Origin of the sequence: Pantoea sp. MBLJ3 (assembly GCF_000816655.1) — a bacterium.
Lineage (GTDB): Bacteria > Pseudomonadota > Gammaproteobacteria > Enterobacterales > Enterobacteriaceae > Pantoea > Pantoea eucalypti.
The window spans coordinates 241,783-261,416 of the sequence record NZ_JSUT01000003.1; the positions used below are offsets into that span (position 1 = coordinate 241,783).

The 19,634-nt window shown below is 54.6% G+C and carries 16 protein-coding genes; 10 read left to right on the forward strand and 6 right to left on the reverse strand.

What is annotated here, in order from left to right; all coding sequences use genetic code 11:
• Positions 1-2: 2 nt before the first annotated feature.
• Positions 3-3,761 carry an NAD(P)-binding protein gene (locus NP77_RS04210; RefSeq protein WP_039659138.1) on the reverse strand — a complete coding sequence of 1,253 codons (3,759 nt, stop codon included), beginning with the start codon at positions 3,759-3,761 and terminating at the stop codon, positions 3-5.
• 604 nt (positions 3,762-4,365) lie between these two features.
• On the opposite strand from NP77_RS04210, the gene NP77_RS04220 reads away from it, so the two are divergent.
• Positions 4,366-5,058: a YetF domain-containing protein gene (locus tag NP77_RS04220; RefSeq protein ID WP_039659144.1), complete on the forward strand. Its 693-nt coding sequence runs from the start codon at positions 4,366-4,368 to the stop codon at positions 5,056-5,058.
• Between the two features lie 14 nt (positions 5,059-5,072).
• Here the strand turns inward: NP77_RS04220 and NP77_RS04225 are convergent, their stop codons facing one another.
• Entirely contained in the window at positions 5,073-5,807 is a 735-nt protein-coding gene (locus NP77_RS04225) for a GNAT family N-acetyltransferase (protein WP_003854055.1), read from the reverse strand.
• Positions 5,808-5,995: 188 nt separating this feature from the next.
• Here NP77_RS04225 and NP77_RS04230 point away from each other — a divergent pair, with 188 nt between their 5' ends.
• Entirely contained in the window at positions 5,996-6,202 is a 207-nt protein-coding gene (locus NP77_RS04230) for a hypothetical protein (protein WP_039659145.1), read from the forward strand.
• Between the two features lie 64 nt (positions 6,203-6,266).
• On the opposite strand, the gene NP77_RS04235 is transcribed toward NP77_RS04230, so the two are convergent.
• Positions 6,267-7,460 carry a zinc-dependent alcohol dehydrogenase gene (locus NP77_RS04235; RefSeq protein WP_003854051.1) on the reverse strand — a complete coding sequence of 398 codons (1,194 nt, stop codon included), beginning with the start codon at positions 7,458-7,460 and terminating at the stop codon, positions 6,267-6,269.
• 150 nt (positions 7,461-7,610) lie between these two features.
• Positions 7,611-8,201, reverse strand: a complete 591-nt coding sequence (locus NP77_RS04240) for a hypothetical protein (protein WP_039659146.1) — start codon at positions 8,199-8,201, stop codon at positions 7,611-7,613.
• A 364-nt stretch (positions 8,202-8,565) separates the two neighbouring features.
• Here NP77_RS04240 and NP77_RS04245 point away from each other — a divergent pair, with 364 nt between their 5' ends.
• The 4 genes from NP77_RS04245 (at position 8,566) to NP77_RS04260 (ending at position 12,859) form a co-directional block, all read left to right on the forward strand.
• Positions 8,566-9,852, forward strand: a complete 1,287-nt coding sequence (locus NP77_RS04245) for an HAAAP family serine/threonine permease (RefSeq protein ID WP_003854047.1) — start codon at positions 8,566-8,568, stop codon at positions 9,850-9,852.
• A 235-nt stretch (positions 9,853-10,087) separates the two neighbouring features.
• Positions 10,088-11,185, forward strand: a complete 1,098-nt coding sequence (locus NP77_RS04250; protein WP_039659147.1) for an ABC transporter substrate-binding protein — start codon at positions 10,088-10,090, stop codon at positions 11,183-11,185.
• 271 nt (positions 11,186-11,456) lie between these two features.
• Positions 11,457-11,921: an RcnB family protein gene (locus NP77_RS04255; protein WP_033763066.1), complete on the forward strand. Its 465-nt coding sequence runs from the start codon at positions 11,457-11,459 to the stop codon at positions 11,919-11,921.
• Positions 11,922-12,022: 101 nt separating this feature from the next.
• The gene (locus NP77_RS04260) at positions 12,023-12,859 is read left to right on the forward strand and encodes a Cof-type HAD-IIB family hydrolase (protein ID WP_039659155.1); all 837 of its coding nucleotides are present in this window, start codon (positions 12,023-12,025) and stop codon (positions 12,857-12,859) included.
• A gap of 108 nt (positions 12,860-12,967) precedes the next feature.
• Here the strand turns inward: NP77_RS04260 and NP77_RS04265 are convergent, their stop codons facing one another.
• Positions 12,968-14,116, reverse strand: coding sequence for an iron-containing alcohol dehydrogenase (locus tag NP77_RS04265; RefSeq protein WP_039659295.1), 1,149 nt, complete (start codon positions 14,114-14,116; stop codon positions 12,968-12,970).
• A 292-nt stretch (positions 14,117-14,408) separates the two neighbouring features.
• On the opposite strand from NP77_RS04265, the gene gntT reads away from it, so the two are divergent.
• Complete coding sequence (gene gntT / locus NP77_RS04270) at positions 14,409-15,725, forward strand: gluconate transporter (RefSeq protein ID WP_003854041.1); 1,317 nt, start codon at positions 14,409-14,411, stop codon at positions 15,723-15,725.
• Between the two features lie 111 nt (positions 15,726-15,836).
• Here gntT and NP77_RS04275 read toward each other — a convergent pair whose 3' ends face one another.
• The gene (locus NP77_RS04275; protein WP_003854040.1) at positions 15,837-16,082 is read right to left on the reverse strand and encodes a hypothetical protein; all 246 of its coding nucleotides are present in this window, start codon (positions 16,080-16,082) and stop codon (positions 15,837-15,839) included.
• A 1,297-nt stretch (positions 16,083-17,379) separates the two neighbouring features.
• Here NP77_RS04275 and cspE point away from each other — a divergent pair.
• The 3 genes from cspE (at position 17,380) to NP77_RS04295 (ending at position 19,537) form a co-directional block, all read left to right on the forward strand.
• Positions 17,380-17,589, forward strand: a complete 210-nt coding sequence (gene cspE / locus NP77_RS04285; protein ID WP_006118399.1) for a transcription antiterminator/RNA stability regulator CspE — start codon at positions 17,380-17,382, stop codon at positions 17,587-17,589.
• A 228-nt stretch (positions 17,590-17,817) separates the two neighbouring features.
• Positions 17,818-18,249 carry a GNAT family N-acetyltransferase gene (locus NP77_RS04290; RefSeq protein WP_003854037.1) on the forward strand — a complete coding sequence of 144 codons (432 nt, stop codon included), beginning with the start codon at positions 17,818-17,820 and terminating at the stop codon, positions 18,247-18,249.
• Positions 18,250-18,748: 499 nt separating this feature from the next.
• Positions 18,749-19,537 (forward strand): deaminated glutathione amidase, encoded by a 789-nt coding sequence (locus NP77_RS04295; RefSeq protein WP_039659296.1) that lies wholly within the window; start codon positions 18,749-18,751, stop codon positions 19,535-19,537.
• The last annotated feature ends 97 nt before the right edge of the window (positions 19,538-19,634 follow it).

Sequence of the window (19,634 nt, forward strand, 5' to 3'; positions counted from 1 at the left end):
AATCAGCCAACGGTTCCTGCGCGGACATGCTGCAGCCGGACATTTTCGGCTGCACGTTTACCTGCCAGAAACGCGTGATCCGAATTGTAATATTCCCACTCGCTGTAGCGACCCGACAGATGAATATCCTGAGTCAGCAGCCACTGACGGATCAGCGCCACGTTATCGCTTCGTGCATGGTCATAGACCACGTAGGCATAGGGCATATCAACCTCTGAAGCACAAAGCAGCGGATCGTCCGCAGTGATCATGCCGACCCTGATGCAATCCTGACGGCAGCGCTCAATCAGCGCATCGCCCTCCAGCGGCAGTGGGTTGGCCGCATTGTAAGTGATTTCGCAGGTTAAGCCGAATCCGCCCGGCGGATTGCAGTGTGGGCTGGCATTACCCTGCACAAAGATGCGGTGGAACAGCGTATCGCCAGGATAGTAAATCCAGTGCTTTTCGGTCAGATCAGCGCGACCAATGCCCAGATTCACACAGCGCACCGAAACAAACTGCAGCTGCTGCGCCGCCCGTTGCACACTCTCCGGCACCTCATCGCCCATCAGTTTAATCAGCTCAGGTAGCGGCATGGTGCTAATCAACTGCTCATAACGGTAGTGGCGACCATCCGCCAGCAGCGCAACATGCGCCTGCGAATAGATGCGGGTCAGCGTCGTATCCGTTTCCAGCGTACATTTCAGATGCGGCAGGAAGCCGGACATCAGTGCCTGGAAACCGCCGCGCAGCGGATAGCCAAATCGGGCGTTAGGGCCGACCGGTTTCGCCAGTGGTTGTAGTGCGCCATCGATGATCTGCGACAGATCGGGCAGTGGGACGCGTCCGCCCAGCCACGAGGTTTCCATGTCGCTCAACGGCACCTTCCACAGCTTCTGGTTGTAGGGCAGGGCAAAGTGACGTGCGATGCCTTTACCCCAGGTTCGCATAATGAAGTGCTGGAAATCCTCTTCGCCTTCCACCATGCCGCTGCTGCTGCCCTCATCAGGAATCGCGCCATCCGCACAGCAATCCCGCCGCGCCCGCGCGCGATCCAGCGGCACGGCAGCTGTCGCCGTTGCGCCATAACGCGCCTCGATAGCCCCCAGCACGCACTCTTTTACCACTTCGACGGGTAAGCCGTGCAGCGCTGACTGGAACGGATAGCGGGTATACACGCCGTCACTGTAGACCCAGGCTTCACGTGCCTGCCAGTGCAGATTGTCGCCCAGCAGCATTTCATAGAGCTGCAACACATATGGGTCCTGCGAGAACATAATGTGACCAGCATAATCGAAGGTGAACCCCTGATCGTCAATCGAGCGGCACCAGCCGCCTGGGGTGCTATTTTTCTCCAGCAGGACTGCGCCTTCGCCATAGTGATAACCGGCGCTCAGCCCGGTGGGTCCGGCGCCGATAATCAGGCAGGGCACCGCTTCGCTCTCCAGCATCGCCGGGGTGAGTGGTGTCACGTTAGTCTGTGCGCTGGCCTGACTGGCTGACTTCAGGGCAGGCTGACGTTGCGCGAGCGCCTGCTGGATCAGTCCATGTATCTGCTCAGCGGTGCGATCCCATGAGGTGGCATCCACTTTTGTCTGCATCCGTCCCATCAGCGCCAGCCGCTCAGCGGCACCCATCGCCATTGCCTGTTCACAGGCGGCAATAAACGCCGGGTGAGTTTCTGCTACTGCCACCTCCTCTGCGTAGTGGCGCGCCACATCGACAATCGCGGTACTGACAATCGGCAGCTGCGCCGCCATATATTCCAGCACCTTGGTAGGCGAGATGAAGCGGGTGGAGGCATTAATGGCGAACGGCATCAGACAAACATCCCAGCCTGCCAGAAATTGCGGCAGTGCCTGGTAGGGCTGCTGGCCGAGCCAGTGAATATTGTCGCGCTGTGGCAGGCTGGCGGGATCAATTTTTACTACCGGCCCAACCATAATGATCTGCCATTCGGGGTGGGTGTCTGCCAGCGTCGCAATCAGCGACAGGTCGATGCGCTCATCAAGCACGCCGTAGTATCCCAGACGCTGCGGTGGAATCGTATCCTGCAACGGATGACGATTAGTGCGATCGCGTGCCTGCTCAAAATGAACAGCATCGACACTGCTGGGAAAGCAGTAGACCTGAGAATGTTTGTCACGCTTCGCTTCGTAGAGACTGGTGCCGCCCGTAAAGACCAGATCGGCGCGGGTCATCAGTGCCGATTCGCGCTGTTGTAACTGGCGCGGCGCATTCTGGAAAGCGGAAAGCTCATCCATACAGTCGTAAATTACCAGCGAGGGATCAAACGGCGTCAGCAGCGGCAGCGCCATCGGCGTATAGAACCAGATCAGCGGCTGTTCATCTTCCTCAAGAAGTGGCGCCAGCAGCAGCAACAGTGGCGCGATCTGACTGTCATGAAAACCGGGCGCGTCGCTGTCGGTATGTGGCTGGATGACCGTGATGTTAGCGGCAGGTGAACTCTGATGCAGACCCGGTGGCCCCGACTGCCGGACCGGCTCCTCGACAAACAGCACGCGATAGTGCTGCGCCAGGCGTGTCAGAAGCTGCTGCGGACGCTGGAAAACAAATCCCCAGCGTAAATGGCTGAAAACAATGAGAACAGGTGGTTTCATGGTGTGCTCCTGACGTTGTAGTGGGGACTGAATGTGCTGCAAAAAGCGCTGCGCCTGCCGTAAAGCGTCGGCATAAGGCTGCTGTAACTGGCGGGCGTAAGGATCCGGCCCCAGCAGATCGAGATCCCATAAACCGCTGCGGGTCCAGAAGGTTGTCTCTTCCCACAAGGGACGATCGAGGATCGGATAGAGGCAGATGCCGATCAGATCAACGCCTGCCAGCTGTGCCTGCGCTACCTGGGCGGTGATTTCGCTGATCCAGGCTCCACGTCCGCTGCCAACATGACTCGTTTCCGCCAGCAGAATGGGCCGCTGGTAACGCTGCCAGACTTGCTGCAGCATCTGATGCAGTGGCTGGCGGCGGTTGTCGCCCAGATGCCAGTAAAGGCGGAGGTTTGAGCCCTGTTCCCACTGGTTATCGTGGTAGTAATTCACGCCAATCAGATCGAGATAGCGGGGTGTGCCACCCAGCTCCGGGTTACGCCTGCCGCTAAGCATGTCCCACGCCTGATACTGGGTATCGCACATCTCACGCGCCAGCACGTCACTGGTGGGATCGGCAGGATCGGGCACGATATGGATCAGCGGATCGCAGTGCAGCAGACGGGCGCGCGGATCGGCCAGCCAGATCGCATCACAGGCGGCCAGAGTGGCGCGAACCAGTTGCTGCTTGGCAGCATCCGCCCGATCCGGCGCCGGAATCGCCTCACAGGCGAACAGCCCGACCGAGATGCCCCAACTGACAAAGGAGATTTCATTCATTGGGGAGTAGACCGGCGGCTGCTGATACCAGGGCGCCAGAAAGCGGGCCAGCGCACCGCAGAACGCAGCAAAGCGACTGATAAAATCGTGATCAAACAGGCTGACGCCAGCGGGCCAGCCGTAATGGCAGATTGTCCAGCTCAGCTGGATGCCCTGCTGCTCTGCGGCCCGCATCCGCGCAGCGACCGTCGAAAAGTCATAATGCCCATCGCGTTCACATAAGCGCCAGCCGACGCTTTCGCGTACCGTGCGAATAGAAAAGGGGGACAGCGCGGCATAATCCTCTGCTACACGTGCCTGATGCTGATTAAGATCGTTCATCGACAGCGCAATCCCGGCAGGATTGATATGGTCGGCACCTTCATAGCCGGCCTGCCAGAAACTGGTAAAAGGCGTCATGGCATCTCCCGAAAAAAAAGCAACACGTTTCTCTCTGACGAGCCGTCGTGAAACGGGTCAGGGCGTTACAGGTATGCATTGCAGACTGGTCGTTATGACCAGTCTGAACAGATGGGCGATCCTTGCCATAAGGCACAACCACTGAAGGACAGGCATCAGGTCCTGTGGCGGTCTGGACGAGAGATAGCAGGTATCTATGTGCGGCGCTATCGACAGGAAAAAGACTGACTTCTCTGAATGTTATCGGGTTTACGGAAGCCTTACTGGAAAGTATAGATGCGAGAATGTGTTAATCAACTCATTGAAGTAAAAAGAAAAAAAGCGTAGCGGTAAAAGAATTCCAGTCAGAAACAGGATGTTTTTTGGTTAAGTTTCATAATCTGTTTGATAAGCGCAACGTGAACAGCGTCAGCGCTATTTTCAGCTTTATTAACCTTTTCCTTCACATGCAGAGAGGTCAGACTCACCCGCTTTTACGTTACAGCTTCGCTTGCCTTTTGGCGGTCTGGCGACAAGATTTACTTATCACTGGCCTGAATCTGCGGGTCATCAACGGAGGGCTGCGATAATGCGCGTTCCCTTAAAACAGGATGTTTAGCAGACTATGTTCTCATTCGACTGGCACCGTTTCTTACTCAACGATCAACCGGCCACTTTTTTATTTGAGGTGGTGGCGCGGGTCCTGATCGCATATCTGGTGGTATTCACCTTTTTGAAAGTGTCTGGACGACGCGGCGTGCGCCAGCTGTCCCTGTTCGAACTGGTGGTCATCCTGACACTGGGCTCGGCATCGGGTGACGTCACATTTTACGATGATGTACCGGTGTTGCCGGTCATTATGGTGTTTGTGGTGCTTCTGGCCCTCTACCGCCTGACGACCTGGCTGACGGCACACAGCCCGCGCTTTTCACGATTTATTCAGGGCGACGTCATTACGCTGATTAAAGATGGGTTGTATGTGCTGGAAAGTCTGGATCGGCTGAATATTTCCGAAGATGAGTTCTTTATGGAGTTGCGGCAGAGCGGCGTGGAGCATCTGGGGCAGGTCCGGCTGGCGCTGGTGGAGGTCGACGGTCAGCTTAGCCTCTATTTCTATGATGATAATGAGATGCGCGCCGGGCTAAGCATACTGCCGCCGGATCATCGGCAGGATTACAGTACGGTGCCGATCAGCGCCCTTTACGCCTGCACGCATTGCGGGCAAACACAGAGGATAGAAGCCGGGCAGCCGGCCGTCTGTCCGCGCTGTCAGCGGCAGCGCTGGTCTGCGGCACTGAGCGTGCGTCGGCTGCATTAATGGCCCGTGCCTGCTTAACCTTTCCGGCTTGTCGCGTCAGTATCGCCCCGATGAGCACCGGCGAAACAGGCGCTGAGTGAGCGCTTTTGCTCTCCTTCGGCGGTGAAATTATCCGCGCTCAGCCAGGCGTTCAGGGCGCGCTGAACGTCTGGCCATTCCCGATCAATCATCGACAGCCAGTCGGTATCCCGATTACGCTGTTTTCGCGTCATGACCTGACGAAAACGGCCCTCAAATCGAAACCCCAGCCGTTCTGCTGCGCGTCGTGACGCCACATTGGTTGAATCACAGCGCCACGCGACTCGCCGATACCCCAGCGAGAAAGCCTGTTGCAGCAGCAGAAAAATCGCCTCGCTGCCGATCACACTACGCTGCATCAGCGGCGACCAGGTGACGTGACCGATTTCAAGGGTGCCATGTTCGGGTTCAATGCTGGCGAAGCAGACCACACCGCAGGGCTGCTGATTCGGCGTGCAGACAGTGAAGGGTACCAGGGCTTTATCAGCAACTTTATCCGCAATCCAGCGCTGCATCTGCATCAGCGAAGCGGGCCGCTCTGCGCTCAGCCAGGTCCAGTCGCGATCATCAGGTGCCAGCATAAAGGCCTGTAACAGCGACGCCGCATGTTCCACGCTAAGCGGTAAAAGAAGGCAGTGCTGTCCCTGGAGAGGAACGCCGTGAGGTCTGGCGACCGGCTGCCAGTCGGGCAACGCTTCACCGACCGGCTGATCAAACTGATTGATGTTCACTGGCATCCTCCTGAAGGGAATAGGGACGGGAAGCGGGAAAACTTTCGAGCTGTACTGACGGGCTATCCTGAACCGCGAGTAAACCCGTCGCAGCTTGTTCCCGCTACCCACATAACTTTGCCTGTTACTGACAGAAAATGAAAACCCTTCAGGCAGCATAGCGACACCGAATTCATTGAGGTGTGCGTATGAAAGTGAGGCTGGCCAGTGCATTACTGTTTTTGCTGTTATCGTTTGGCGCGTTTTCACAACAGGTGATCAGTGAAAGTCATCCCCATTCACGCAGTGCGCGACTGCTCGAGCAGGGGAGTCAGGTGGACACGGCGGATTCGCCGGATGAACATCTGCTGGAGCGGCGGGAGTGGCGAAGCAGTCTGGAGCGTAAGCCGTTTTGAAATGAATTCCCCGGCAGAGTTCTCTGCCGGGGAGCAGGGAATGTGGCCCTGCTGGTTCATGTGACTAAATGGTGGCCTGGGAGGCTGCCATGCCAGGCACCAGAATCACCTTGCGACACTCCTCTTCGCGTTTTGCGAAAATATCGTAGCCGCGTGCGGCATCTTCCAGCGGGAGATGGTGAGTTATAATCTCTTCCGGCGTCAGATGGCCCTGCTCAATCAGCTTCAGCAGGTCAGGCAGATAAGCATGGACATGCGTCTGTCCCATCTTAAAGGTCAGCCCTTTGTCGAAGGCATCGCCAAACAGAAAGCCGTGAATAAATCCTGCGTAGACGCCTGGCACGCTGACGATACCGCCACGTCGCACTGCAGCAATACACTGACGCAATGCTTTGCCGCTACTGCCTTCCAGCTTGAGATTGGTGAGCACGGTCTCAGTCATGCTGCCTTTTGCCTCAAACCCGACGGCATCAATTACGGCATCTACACCGCGATTGCCGGTACTGTGTTCGATAATCCAGCCAGCCGGATCATCAATTTCATCGAAATTAATCGGGATTACGCCGTAACGTTCGCGGGCAAAGTTTAAGCGGTAATTATTATGGTCAATCATGTAGATCTGTTCGGCACCCTGCTGGCGGGCGCAGGCAGCACTGAGCAGGCCAACCGGTCCGGCACCGAAAATTGCCAGGCTGGAGCCCGGCTTGACCTCAGCGTTTTTCACCGCCTGCCAGGCAGTGGGCAGAATATCCGACAGGAACAGCACTTTTTCATCCGACAGCACCGACGGCACTTTGAACGGGCCTGTATTGGCTTTGGGCACACGGACATATTCCGCCTGGCCGCCAGGCACACCGCCATAAAGCTTGCTGAACCCAAACAGCGCCGCAGGTGGCGTGATGTTTTTGCGGTTCAGGATGGCGCCTCGTCCGCTATTGGTATTTTCACAGGCGGCATACTGACTCATGAGGCAGAAAAAGCAGTCGCCACAGGCGATAACAAAAGGGATGACAACCCGATCGCCTTTGGCCACGGCGGTCACGGCGCTTCCGGTCTCAACCACTTCACCCATAAACTCATGACCAAAGATATCGCCATGCCCGGTCCCCGGGATTTTGCCGCGATAGAGATGCAGGTCTGAACCGCAAATAGCGGTAGCGGTCACACGCAGGATAATATCATCGGCGGCTTCCAGTCCCGGATCGGGCACGTTATCCACACTGACTTTATGGGGACCATGATAAGTTAATGCTTTCATCTCTTCATCTCCTGCTGACAAGGGAATGGTGGTCAGGCCAGAAGGCGTGACTACCCGCGGGAAAGACTCAGGGAACCTGAAATCGCAACCTGCCTGAAGTGTAGTAACCCTTTGAGGAGTAAGCAGAGCGGTGCATATGACTGACCTGTATCAGCCGGGCTGACAGGGCGGATGCAGCTGGATCGTAGCGACCGGGGCGGAGGCCGAATCGGGCTGCCAGCGGGCCAGATCGGCAAAGGCACGACGATAAACCGTATCGATCTGCGCCGGAACCTGTTCGATGTAGTGAAACGCATGCTCGCGTGTTTCACCGGTGAGATTATGCAAATAGTGCCGTGCGTCATCCAGCGTGGGGATCTGGCCTTCCGTTCCCGCCATGCGGGCGGGCAGACCGGTCCAGATTAATCCTTCAATGCCTTTCGTCTGTGCCCACTCCGCCAGCGGTCCGGTTGCGTTCTCTGTCACCGTAATCATGCCGATGCCATCGACGCGGCTGTCCGGAATCGCCTCACGAAGGCGCAATGCACGGCAGGCGCTCTCCAGTGACGCCGTGTTTAACCAGGCCCAGAGTACCTGCACCGGTTTTGCGTTCAGACAGATTGCGGTCGAGAGTTCACCGCCGTCAGCGATGCGCACAAATTCAATCGGTACCGCAGGACCATCATGATGCCACGGACTGGCCACTGGCAGGTCGCCGGTTTTCCAGATTAACGATCCCCATCCCAGGCAGGCAATCTTCATTTTCATCTCCTTTGCATCTGTCGGCGTGATCGCGACAGCGTGAGGTAAAGCGTAGTCCGTTATGCTGAATCGTTGCAGGGATCACCTTTTTAAGGGGGTAAAACCGCCACATAAATGGCATGATCGCCGTGCAGTCGTCTTGCACGATATGACGGATTTTTGCGCAACACATGCGAGTTTATCTTCGTTACTTGAAGTTTTATCGTCATGTAGTGTAAAAAGTGGCGCACGCAATCGATTACCTAGGCGCGGGCGGATCAGCGTTACCCTTCACTGATCCGCTTGCAGCAGAGGCGGAGAGCGGGAGAGACCTTTTCCTGCCTGTTGGCTCAAATTAATGGCGGCTTTTAACACGGAAAATCTGATGAAAACCACGCAAACGGGCACGCTGGGTGCGCTTGAGAGTGACGTCGATACGGGATGGCGTAAAACCGACACCATGTGGATGCTGGGTTTATACGGCACGGCAATTGGCGCGGGTGTACTGTTCCTGCCAATTAATGCGGGTGTCGGCGGTCTGATCCCGCTGATCATTATGGCGGTGCTGGCTTTTCCGCTGACCTTCTTTGCGCACCGCGCTCTGACGCGCTTTGTGCTCTCCGGTAAAAATCCGGCCGGTGATATCACTGAAGTGGTCGAGGAGCATTTTGGCATCGGCGCGGGCAAGCTGATTACGCTGCTCTATTTCTTCGCTATCTACCCGATACTGCTGATGTACAGCGTGGCGATTACCAATACGGTAGAGAGCCTGATGGTGCATCAGCTTGGCCTGGTGCCACCGCCGCGTGTGCTGCTGTCGCTGCTGCTGATTGTCGGACTGATGACCATTGTGCGTTTCGGCGAGAAGATGATCGTGAAAGCGATGAGCGTGCTGGTTTACCCGTTTGTGGCGGTACTGATGCTGATGGCCTGCTACCTGATTCCACACTGGCACGGCGCGGCGCTGTCGACCCTTAACGTTCAGCCTGCGGGCAGCAGCCTGTGGATGACGCTGTGGCTGGCGATTCCGGTGATGGTCTTCTCGTTTAACCATTCACCTATCATCTCTTCCTTTGCGCTGGCGAAGCGCGAAGAGTATGGCGATGCCGCTGAGAAAAAGTGTTCGCGCATTCTGGCCTGTTCGCACCTGATGATGGTAGTGACGGTGATGTTCTTTGTGTTCAGCTGCGTGCTGAGCCTGTCGCCCGAAGATTTACACGCTGCCAAGGCGCAGAACATCACCATCCTTTCTTATCTGGCTAACCATTTTCAGGTGCCGATGATTGCGTGGATGGGGCCGCTGATTGCCATTGTGGCGATCACCAAATCATTCCTGGGTCACTATCTGGGTGCGCGCGAAGGATTTAACGGTATGGTCAATAAGGCGTTGCGCAGTCGCGGTAAGACCATCGCGCCAGCCAGACTGAATCGCCTGACGGCACTCTTTATGCTGCTGACCACATGGCTGGTGGCGACGCTGGACCCGAATATTCTCGGCATGATTGAGACACTGGGCGGACCGATTATTGCCATGATCCTGTTCCTGATGCCGATGTATGCCATCCAGAAGGTGCCCGCGATGCGTAAATACAGTGGTCACATCAGCAACCTGTTTGTTGTGTTGATCGGACTAATTGCTATCTCTGCAATCTTCTATTCGCTGGTGAAGTAACACGCAACAGGCGCATCTCAGTCACGCTGAGACGCGCCTGCTTTCCTGCCCGCCACTCGCCGTTCTTACTCTCCTCCTCCGCAATTCTGCGCCATCGCTTCGTGATTTCAGCCAGCAATCGCGTTCCTGATCTTCTCTGACAGTAGCATCCGGTCAGCAATTTTTACATTTGTTACGTATTCGCATGGTAAAGTAAACGCGAATAATTATTATTCCTTTATGGGACAGGAGAAAAATGAAAATCGGGATTGCTGCAGCTACCACACTTTTACTGTCAACGGCCTGTGCGGCTACCACCTATCCGGTCACCGTGACCGACATGGATGGCCAGAAAATTACGCTGCAAAAAGAGCCACAACATGTAATTTTGCAGGATGGGCGCGACGTGATGTCGCTGGCACTACTGGATCGACAGAATCCGTTTCAGCGGGTTGTCGCCTGGAACAACCTGCCGAAAAAGCAGGACACTCAGACCTGGGACCTGCTGAAGCAGCGCTGGCCGCAGGCCGCATCCATTGTGGACATGGGCTTTAACGATCAGGGACAGGTCAATCTGGAGAGCGTGCTGGCTCAGCAGCCCGATATGATGATTGCCCAGCTGCGTGCCAAACCGGCCCTGGTGCAGTCAGGCGTGCTGGCGACCCTGAAAAATCTGCATATCCCGGTGCTGTTCCTGGATGATGAACTCCATCCAAAAGAGAATACCCTGAAGAGTGTGAAAGTGCTGGGTACCGTTCTGAACCGCGAAGCCGAGGCGAAAGCCTATGCTGATTTTTACCAGCAGCGCTGGGAGATGCTTCAGCAGAAGATTGCGCAGGTGCAGCACAAGCCGACAGTGTTTATTGAGCCAATTGCCGGCAACAGCGATAACTGCTGCTTTACCCACGGTCATAACGGCTGGGGCGCACTGGTAGAAGCGGTCGGTGGAAAAAATATCGGCTCAGCGTTACTGCCCGGCAGTTCAGGATTTGTGTCGCTGGAGAAGATTATCGCCATGAAGCCGGACGTCTACATCATGACCGGCTCTAAACGCCCGAACAGCAACGTGCTGCCGTTTGGCTACGGTGCCAGCCATGCCGACGTGACCGCCACCTTTAACCGCCTGCAGAGCCGTACCGGTCTGGAGCAGATCGAACCGATAAAACAGAAGCGGGTGTATGGCGTTTATCACCATTTCTATAATCACCCTTACAACATTATCGGAATGGAAATTCTGGCAAAAGATCTCTATCCGGATTTGTTCAGGGATCTGGATCCGACGGCTGATTATCACCACATTGTGACGCACTTTACCGGGTTACCGGACGCGCCAGTGATCCTCAGTACGCCATAACCGGATAACGCGTCAGAGAGCGATTCAGCATCCTGACGCATCTCAACGCTTAAACAGTCAGCCTGATGCGTGATTATCAGGCTGACTCTTTGATATCTGGATTACGTCAGGAAAGCTGTCCGGATATGACGCGTGTTAAGAAAGCGCTAAGCAAGCGTAATAGTGTGTAAGTTACCGGATTTTAAGACTTTTGAAGATGTCTCCCGCCACAATTATTGCCATCATGCCAATCAACGGTGCCTGAACAGCCGTTATTTTCGGAGGCAGTATCATGAAAAAAACAACACTCACGCTTATCGCTTCACTTTTGACATGCAGCACACTCTTTTCTCAGCCCTCACGGGCAGACGATCACGGAGACGCACCGCGTATGCCGGTGCCACATCAGAATGATGATCATCGTCCTGACAATCGCGGTCCTGACCAGAATCGCGGCCGCGACAATCGCGATCATGATATGGGCAATCATCGCCCGGATCAGGATAACAAACGCCATGGCAGAGAGGGCCGCAATGAACGGGACCATTTCGCCTGGCAGGGGCACGACTTCCGTCGCGGCCATCCTGTTCCGCCAGAATATCGCGGTGACCATTATCGTGTAGCCGACTGGCATGAACGCGGTCTGCGTGAACCGCCACGTGGTTACCACTGGGCAAACATTGATGGCAACTATGTGCTGATTGCTGCCGCGACCGGGGTGATTACCGCGCTGGTGCTGAATAGCGCCCTGAACTGATTCCCGGGGGATGGCTCAGGCCATCCCTCTTTCTTTCCGTTTTGCTGCGCCAGCGGCTATCCTGAGACTCCACTCTGAAATTTCCTGTGTAAGGAGTCATGATGACGACGGTTAAGATGGTTGCGGTAGATATGGATGGCACGTTTCTGGACGATAACAAGCAGTATAATCGATCCCGTTTTCTCGACTGCTATCAGCAACTCACCGCCCGTGACATCAAATTTGTGGTAGCCAGCGGCAATCAGTATTACCAGCTCAAATCCTTCTTCCCGGAGATCGCCAGCGATATCGCTTTTGTGGCAGAGAACGGCGCATGGATTATTGATCGTGATGAGGAGCTGTTTTGCGGTGCCTTTGAACGACGTGATGTGGAAGCGGTCATCGACACTCTGCAAAACGGCAACTATCCCGGCCTGCGTTACCTGCTGTGTGGACGTGACAGCGCGTATTACTTCGAGGGCATGGAAGAGACCTGGCTTAAGAAGATGCGCCACTACTGTCACCGGCTGAAGCCGATTCATCATCTGAATGAGGTGCAGGATGACAGGCTGTTTAAGTTCGCACTGAATCTGTCTGACGATCACATAGAAGCACTGATGGCGGATATTGAGCGTTTGCATCAGGGCCGCGTGGCGGCGACCTCCAGCGGTCACGGTTCGGTAGATTTGATCGTGCCGGGAAATCATAAAGCGCACGGTCTGGATCTGCTGGCTCAACGCTGGGGGATTACGCACGATCAGGTGCTGGCCTTCGGCGATGGCGGTAACGATCTGGAGATGCTCAAACAGTCCGGCTTTAGTTTTGCCATGGGCAACGCGCCTGAGCGGGTGAAGCAGGCGGCGCGCTTTGAAGCACCCTCTAACAACGAGCAGGGCGTGCTGCAGGTGATTGAGCAGATGCTGGCAGGTGAGGGGCCTTTTAGCGCCAGAGAGGCTTAGCCTCGCGTCTCAGAGCGCGGATGCAACAGAATTGCGCTGAGCGGATGCCTGACCTGCCAGGGCTGGCAGGTCAGAATTGCCGGAACCGGGAAGCGAGATTCGCGTTGATCACGCCGTGATTTGCCAGGCCTGCGTAATCATCGTCTGCATCTGTTCGTGGCTGTAATTTACCAGCGAGTTTTTGCTGTTGGCACGCGCCAGAATCCACTCGACCTCGGTGCGGCTCAGTGTGGGGCCATCCTGCCAGAACGGGGTGATCGACTGCGCCTGCAGCCACTGCTTCAGAAACTGTGCCGGTGAATCCGTGGTTTCGCTGAAAAGTTGTGGGTGTAGCTCGGCCATCAGCTTTCGCTGCAGCGGCTGCTCGCTATCAGACAACAGATCCAGGAACGGAAACAGAAGCCGTCCGCATACTTCTCCGTGATGGAACGGTTTTATCGCCCCCAGTTCTCCCGCAATACCATGGATCACGCCGAGACCCGCACTGCTGAGACTGACACCTCCCAGCCACGACGCCATCATCATCGCTTCTCGTGCCTCATCACCAACCGCATCCTCGCGATTGAGTGCAGGCCAGGCCTGAATAAACTGACGCAGACCGGTCAGCGCCAGCTGTCGGGTGAAGAGATTGCCTTTGCTGGAGAGATACGCTTCGAACAGGTGGGTAAAGGCATCAATTCCGCAGGTCGCCAGCACAGAGTCAGGTGCACCTTTCAGCAGATCCGGGTCAAGAATCGCCACCTCTGGCACAAAGACCGGGTGGCGCAATGACGCTTTGATTTGAATGTCCTGCTGATCGGTTACCACCGCATTTTGCGTCACTTCACTGCCGGTCCCGGCAGTAGTCGGAACAGCAATCAGCGGCAACGTGATGGGCTGAACGGCGGTGTCACCCACTTTTTCCAGATAACGGGCGACAGGTAACGGATGCTGTACCATCGCACTGAACGCTTTCGCCGCATCCAGCACACTCCCTCCACCAATCGCGACTACCCGATCAACATGCCCGCGCCAGCGCGCAACCCAGCCATCAATTTCAGTGGGTGAGGCTTCATGGCTGACAATTTCGTAGCCAATAATGTGATCGTTGAGGCCAGCTTTCAGCCGGGCGTAGGCCGGGCCCTGCAGGAAAGATTGTCCGCAAAACAGCAGGGTAGGCTGTGAACGGGCTGCCAGCAGCGGCACCAGCTTATCCAGACTACCGCGGCCAAAAAGGGTTCGTTGATTACTGTACAGCTCACTCAGGTTCTCACTCACCAGTGCATCCTTTTTACATTTCACTAAAATCTGAGTGTAACGAAAAGCGCGGCGTCGACACTGGCAAACTTTCTGATAACGCATCGGCAAAAAGTTGATCACCTTCGCAAAACAGAAATTCACCGTCGGCGGGGTGATGCTTTCCTGCGGATGTTACCCTTAACATGTTATCGGTAACAGCGTTTGTCGGGATGTGTAAACATCTTACAAAGGCACTGTTTTGTCGCCCTACGGGGATCATGATAATAAATCGACACCGTATTCCGTTCGGTGCACAAGGTGGAGAAAAGCTATGCCATTACTCTATGTGGCGATCGGCGTCGCGCTACTGTTGCTGCTGATGATTCGCTTTAAGCTCAATGGATTTATCGCGCTGATCCTGGTGGCGCTGGCCGTCGGCGTGATGCAGGGCATGCCGGTGAATAAAGTTATTACCTCAATCAAAGCGGGTGTAGGTGGCACGCTGGGCAGCCTGGCGTTGATCATGGGCTTTGGTGCCATGCTCGGTAAACTGCTGGCCGATTGCGGCGGGGCGCAACGTATCGCGACCACCCTGATTGAGAAATTCGGCACAAAGCACATTCAGTGGGCGCTGGTGCTGACCGGTTTTATTGTCGGATTTGCGCTGTTCTATGAAGTCGGCTTTGTACTGATGCTGCCGCTGGTATTCAGCGTGGCGGCGTCGGCGCGTGTGCCGCTGCTCTATGTCGGGGTGCCGATGGCCGCTGCTCTGTCCGTGACGCACGGTTTCCTTCCGCCCCATCCGGGTCCAACCGCCATTGCCACGCTGTTTAACGCAGACATGGGTAAAACGCTGCTGTTTGGCACGCTGCTGGGTATCCCTACGGTGATTCTGGCAGGTCCGGTCTACGCACGTTTCCTGAAAAATATCGATAAACCGATTCCACAGGGGCTCTATAACCCGAAAACGTTTACCGAAGCGGAAATGCCCAGCTTTGGCGTGAGTGTCTGGACGGCACTGGTACCAGTGGTGCTGATGGCGCTGCGTGCCGTGGCGGAGATGCTGCTGCCAAAAGGCCACGTGCTGCTGCCCTATGCGGAGTTCTTTGGCGACCCGGTCATGGCGACCCTGATTGCGGTGCTGATTGCCATCTTCACCTTTGGACTGAATCGTGGCCGCACGATGGAACAGGTGATGGATACCCTGACCGACTCGATCAAAATCATTGCCATGATGTTGTTGATCATCGGTGGTGGCGGTGCCTTTAAACAGGTGCTGGTGGACAGTGGCGTAGATAAATATATCGCCAGCATGATGCACTCAACGCAGCTGTCACCCATCTTTATGGCGTGGTCGATTGCCGCAGTGCTGCGTATTGCGCTGGGCTCTGCCACGGTAGCAGCGATTACTGCCGGCGGTATTGTTGCACCGCTGATTGTTACCAGTGGCGCCAGCCCGGAACTGATGGTGATCGCCGTGGGGTCCGGCAGCGTGATCTTCTCTCACGTTAACGACCCTGGATTCTGGCTGTTCAAAGAGTATTTCAACCTGACGATTGGCGAAACCATTCGCTCCTGGTCTGCGCTGGAAACCATTATTTCGGTTTGTGGCCTGGTGGGTTGCCTGTTGCTCTCCTGGGTGATTTAACCTGTCGTCGCTGGCAAATCTGTCAGCGGCGCTCTGTTCTGACCGGGTGCACGACGTTAAAACTAAAAAGGGCCGCAAGTGCGGCCCAGGCTGTCACTTAATTCTGACGCCTTAGTGAGGCGGTTCAAAACCGGCTTTCACCATCTCTTCCCGCAGCGCACGTGCAATTTCACGGTTGCCGCCAGTGACCGGGTAGATCACGTTATTCACCACATCATCAAGATAGTGCTCGTCAAACTCCTGCATAGAGAGCTGCGTGCCGCCTTCATCGTTGATGGCGAAAGAACCTCTGATGTGGTTACCGCTGTTTTTGGCCTTAAGGCTGTAGCGGCCCATGCTGGTATTAATCGTGCTCATAAGATCTCCTCGCGACTCATTTCAGTCTCATCACTATTGAGGCCTGCCTTGCCGCATAAATTTTAGCCAGGAGTATTCTTTAAAACGAAAAAAGAGTGCCGGTAAAAACTGGTGTTGCGATCGCTATCCCAGAAAGCAAATAAAGAGCAGGATTGGTGAACTTTTGACCAATTGAAGCCTGAGTGAAGCGGCGCGATAAATATTCCTGTCTATACTGCCTACAGGAAACGTGTCTAATCAGTGAGGGAAAAGGAAATGAAAATTATTCTGTGGATTATCGCGATTATCTTTATCGTCGGCCTGCTGACCCTGACAGGGGTGTTCAAACTGATTTTCTGATTTTTGTAAAAGCTTCAGCGACAACGGGCACCTAATCAGGTGCCCGAACTGTTTTCTGGCTGGCCAGCAGACACTGTGTAATGGGATCCATCGGCGTCGTGGGCAGCAGATCCTGGGAATCCAGGCATTTTTTACAGTTCGCACAGCGGGCACCATGAACGTTGTGCTCTTCCTCGTGATACTCCGTAAAAACGAATCGGGTGCTTCCGCACTGACTGCAGCGTATCTTCATCACCATCCTGTGCCTCACTCTCCTTTTCATTTGCCCGGAAGGAAGCTATCCCCTCACCGGTTAAGCGGACGTAATCTATTGCCGGATAATATTATTCCGGCTCGCCATAAGAAAAGTAGTTGCTCATAACGTTAATTGTTTGTTGCCAGATGCGAATCCGGACACTAAAAAGCACTTCATTGATCTTTCTCAAGGTTTGCCTGCTTTTGGTGAAAATATCAGCAGGTTGCCTGCTCTCACTGGGGGCAATGGCACAGCAGTCTCAATATTGTCTGAGAAAAAGTCGTTTCGGCGGATAGGAATTTGCGATCAACTGCACATTAAATAACCAGATGCGTTACGGCGGCCTCCGGAAGCAGGGAAATCGGATTTTTATGCTGAGGTTTACTACCCGCAGGACGATAAAAAATAACGCTTTTGAGACGATCGTTATCAGTAATAACAGGAATACGTCTTAATAAGATTTTCCTTTTTAACCTCAAAACGTCACGGTGCTAAAGATCAAAAAGGTTTGCCTTTCCAGCAGGTTAGTGGAAGGCACAGGCCATACGTCTGATCCCTGCTGATGAGTGTTTCGCAAGTCGAAAAGCAGGAAAGTGTGATGCATGTACGGAAAGTCGATATTTATCACTTTTTCATCAAATCATGCTGGACAAATCCCTCAGCAATTGCTGTACTAGACCCCGACACAGTTTAGTGTCCATTTTTCATGTAAAGGTAATATAGATGTCTAAGATCAAAGGTAACGTTAAGTGGTTTAATGAATCTAAAGGATTCGGTTTCATTACTCCTGAAGATGGCAGCAAAGATGTATTCGTACATTTCTCTGCAATCCAGAGCAACGGCTTCAAAACTCTGGCTGAAGGTCAGCGCGTAGAGTTTGAAATCACCGACGGCGCTAAAGGCCCATCTGCTGCTAACGTTATCAGTCTGTAAGTTAACAGTCAGAATTCTAAAAACCCGCCTTATGGCGGGTTTTTTTATGGCTGTAATCTGCGCTTCATCCCTCACATCGTAACCTTCTGAATTGTCCCCAGGGGCGCACAAACTGCGCGGCGGTTCACAATAAATCCTCGTAACATATTTATAACAACAAGCTGTGCAGCTTTTCAGCCTGCGACGCTATATAACAGTGCTACAGAACCCGATGAGTGAGGAGACAGGATGAACATACGGCATGCGGAGTTGAGAGACAGTTTTGCGTTGAGTGCCTTGCTGAGTGAGTTAGGCTACGGCGGCACTGAAAGTTTCATTGAGCAGCGTCTGGCGCAGTTATGCAGCGATCCCAGTGAAGCGCTGTTAGTGGCTGAACTGGGCAGTCAGGTTCTGGGTTTCCTTTCACTTCATTTTATTCCTCAGCTGGCCCTGGCCGGTGATTTCGCCCGCATCAGTTACTTCTGTATTGCGGAAGGTGAGCGCAGCAAAGGTGTCGGCCAGCAACTGCTCCAATATGCCGAAACGCTGGCAGCCCGCCGTGGCTGCGATCGTATGGAAGTCCATTGCCATCAGTCACGGCTCAAGGCGAATCAGTTTTACGCGCGCGAGGGTTATGCTGAATCACCCTGTTATCTCATTAAAAATCTGCAAGCGGGTTAAATTCCCGTCCTGAGGCGATGACCAGTGCCTCGGCAATCATCTCCCGCTGTTCATCCCTGAGGCTGGCGACAGGGATTATTGCTGACCTGCTACCACAGCATTTGTTCTTTGCCAGCACTTTCTGCTTCCTATCTGGTTTCAGGACAGCATAAACAGTTGTCCGACTGCTGATTAGCGCCGTTACCTCACGTGATGCAGACACTCTCTGCATACCCATCGGGACGGCGTCCACGCAGAACACGCACTGAAGCTGTTAGCGGTATTAAGGGCGGCGAGCGATAGCGCTTAAAGGCTATGGCGGTATAAAAGAAAACAGGATGACACTGCACTGGCTGTACAATGCCGAAGCACAGCGCAGGAATAAGCGGCGATCAGGTTCGTTTTAAAGAGAACAGACAACGATCGCCGGCTCTGGATGCGAGCATTCTCTGCAAGGGCTTAATCACTGATGAGTGACGCGGGAAGTGATACTTCTGGTCGCTGGGGGAGGAAAGAGATGATGAAAGTTGCACTGGGACAATTTGCGGTCAGCCGTGAATGGCAGGAGAACGCTGATAGATGTCTGGCTCTGATGAAGCGGGCAGCAGAGGGAGAAGCGGATCTGCTGGTCCTGCCAGAAGCTGTTCTGGCGCGCGATAATACCGATCCCGATTTAGTGGTGAAAGCCGCACAGCCGCTGGATGGCCCTTTTATCACACAGTTGCTGGCTGCCAGTGAGCATAATGCGCTGACCACTATAATGAGCGTCCATGTCCCCAGTGACCAGCATAAAGCGCTCAATGTACTGGTGGCTATCCGCAACGGCGAAATTATTGCCACCTATGAAAAGCTGCATCTGTACGATGCATTTGCCGTGCAGGAATCGCAACGGGTCAATCCAGGCCATGTCATTCCACCGCTGATTGAGGTTGCGGGTATGAAAGTTGGATTAATGACCTGCTATGATGTGCGTTTCCCGGAACTGGCACGACGACTGGCGCTGGACGGTGCAGAAGTACTTGTGTTGCCTGCCGCATGGGTGAAAGGCCCGCTGAAAGAGATGCACTGGGATTTACTGACCCGTGCCCGCGCGCTGGAGAACACCTGCTATATGGTGGCGGTGGGCGAGTGTGGCCCACGCAATATTGGCAACAGTCTGGTGGTCGACCCGCTGGGGGTAGCGGTGGCGAATGCCGCGGAGTCCCCGACACTACTGTTTGCTGAACTCGACCCGGAACGCGTCGTCTATGCCCGACAGATGCTGCCGGTACTGGAGAACCGGCGCTTTGCGCGTCCTGAACTCAAGTGATCTAAGGATAAAAATCCATGACGACAAAGCGAGCAAAACGCTGAGTGCTGGCACTTGTGCATACTTAATCGGCCTCTCTGAGATCTCACTCTGTTAC

Bases quoted from the DNA above. Each gene is read 5' to 3' on its own strand.
- NP77_RS04210 (WP_039659138.1), bottom strand. From the start codon at position 3,761: ATGACGCCTTTTACCAGTTTCTGGCAGGCCGGCTATGAAGGTGCCGAC.
- NP77_RS04220 (WP_039659144.1), top strand. From the start codon at position 4,366: ATGTTCTCATTCGACTGGCACCGTTTCTTACTCAACGATCAACCGGCC.
- NP77_RS04230 (WP_039659145.1), top strand. From the start codon at position 5,996: ATGAAAGTGAGGCTGGCCAGTGCATTACTGTTTTTGCTGTTATCGTTT.
- NP77_RS04235 (WP_003854051.1), bottom strand. From the start codon at position 7,460: ATGAAAGCATTAACTTATCATGGTCCCCATAAAGTCAGTGTGGATAAC.
- NP77_RS04240 (WP_039659146.1), bottom strand. From the start codon at position 8,201: ATGAAGATTGCCTGCCTGGGATGGGGATCGTTAATCTGGAAAACCGGC.
- NP77_RS04245 (WP_003854047.1), top strand. From the start codon at position 8,566: ATGAAAACCACGCAAACGGGCACGCTGGGTGCGCTTGAGAGTGACGTC.
- NP77_RS04250 (WP_039659147.1), top strand. From the start codon at position 10,088: ATGAAAATCGGGATTGCTGCAGCTACCACACTTTTACTGTCAACGGCC.
- NP77_RS04255 (WP_033763066.1), top strand. From the start codon at position 11,457: ATGAAAAAAACAACACTCACGCTTATCGCTTCACTTTTGACATGCAGC.
- NP77_RS04260 (WP_039659155.1), top strand. From the start codon at position 12,023: ATGACGACGGTTAAGATGGTTGCGGTAGATATGGATGGCACGTTTCTG.
- gntT (WP_003854041.1), top strand. From the start codon at position 14,409: ATGCCATTACTCTATGTGGCGATCGGCGTCGCGCTACTGTTGCTGCTG.
- NP77_RS04275 (WP_003854040.1), bottom strand. From the start codon at position 16,082: ATGAGCACGATTAATACCAGCATGGGCCGCTACAGCCTTAAGGCCAAA.
- cspE (WP_006118399.1), top strand. From the start codon at position 17,380: ATGTCTAAGATCAAAGGTAACGTTAAGTGGTTTAATGAATCTAAAGGA.
- NP77_RS04290 (WP_003854037.1), top strand. From the start codon at position 17,818: ATGAACATACGGCATGCGGAGTTGAGAGACAGTTTTGCGTTGAGTGCC.
- NP77_RS04295 (WP_039659296.1), top strand. From the start codon at position 18,749: ATGAAAGTTGCACTGGGACAATTTGCGGTCAGCCGTGAATGGCAGGAG.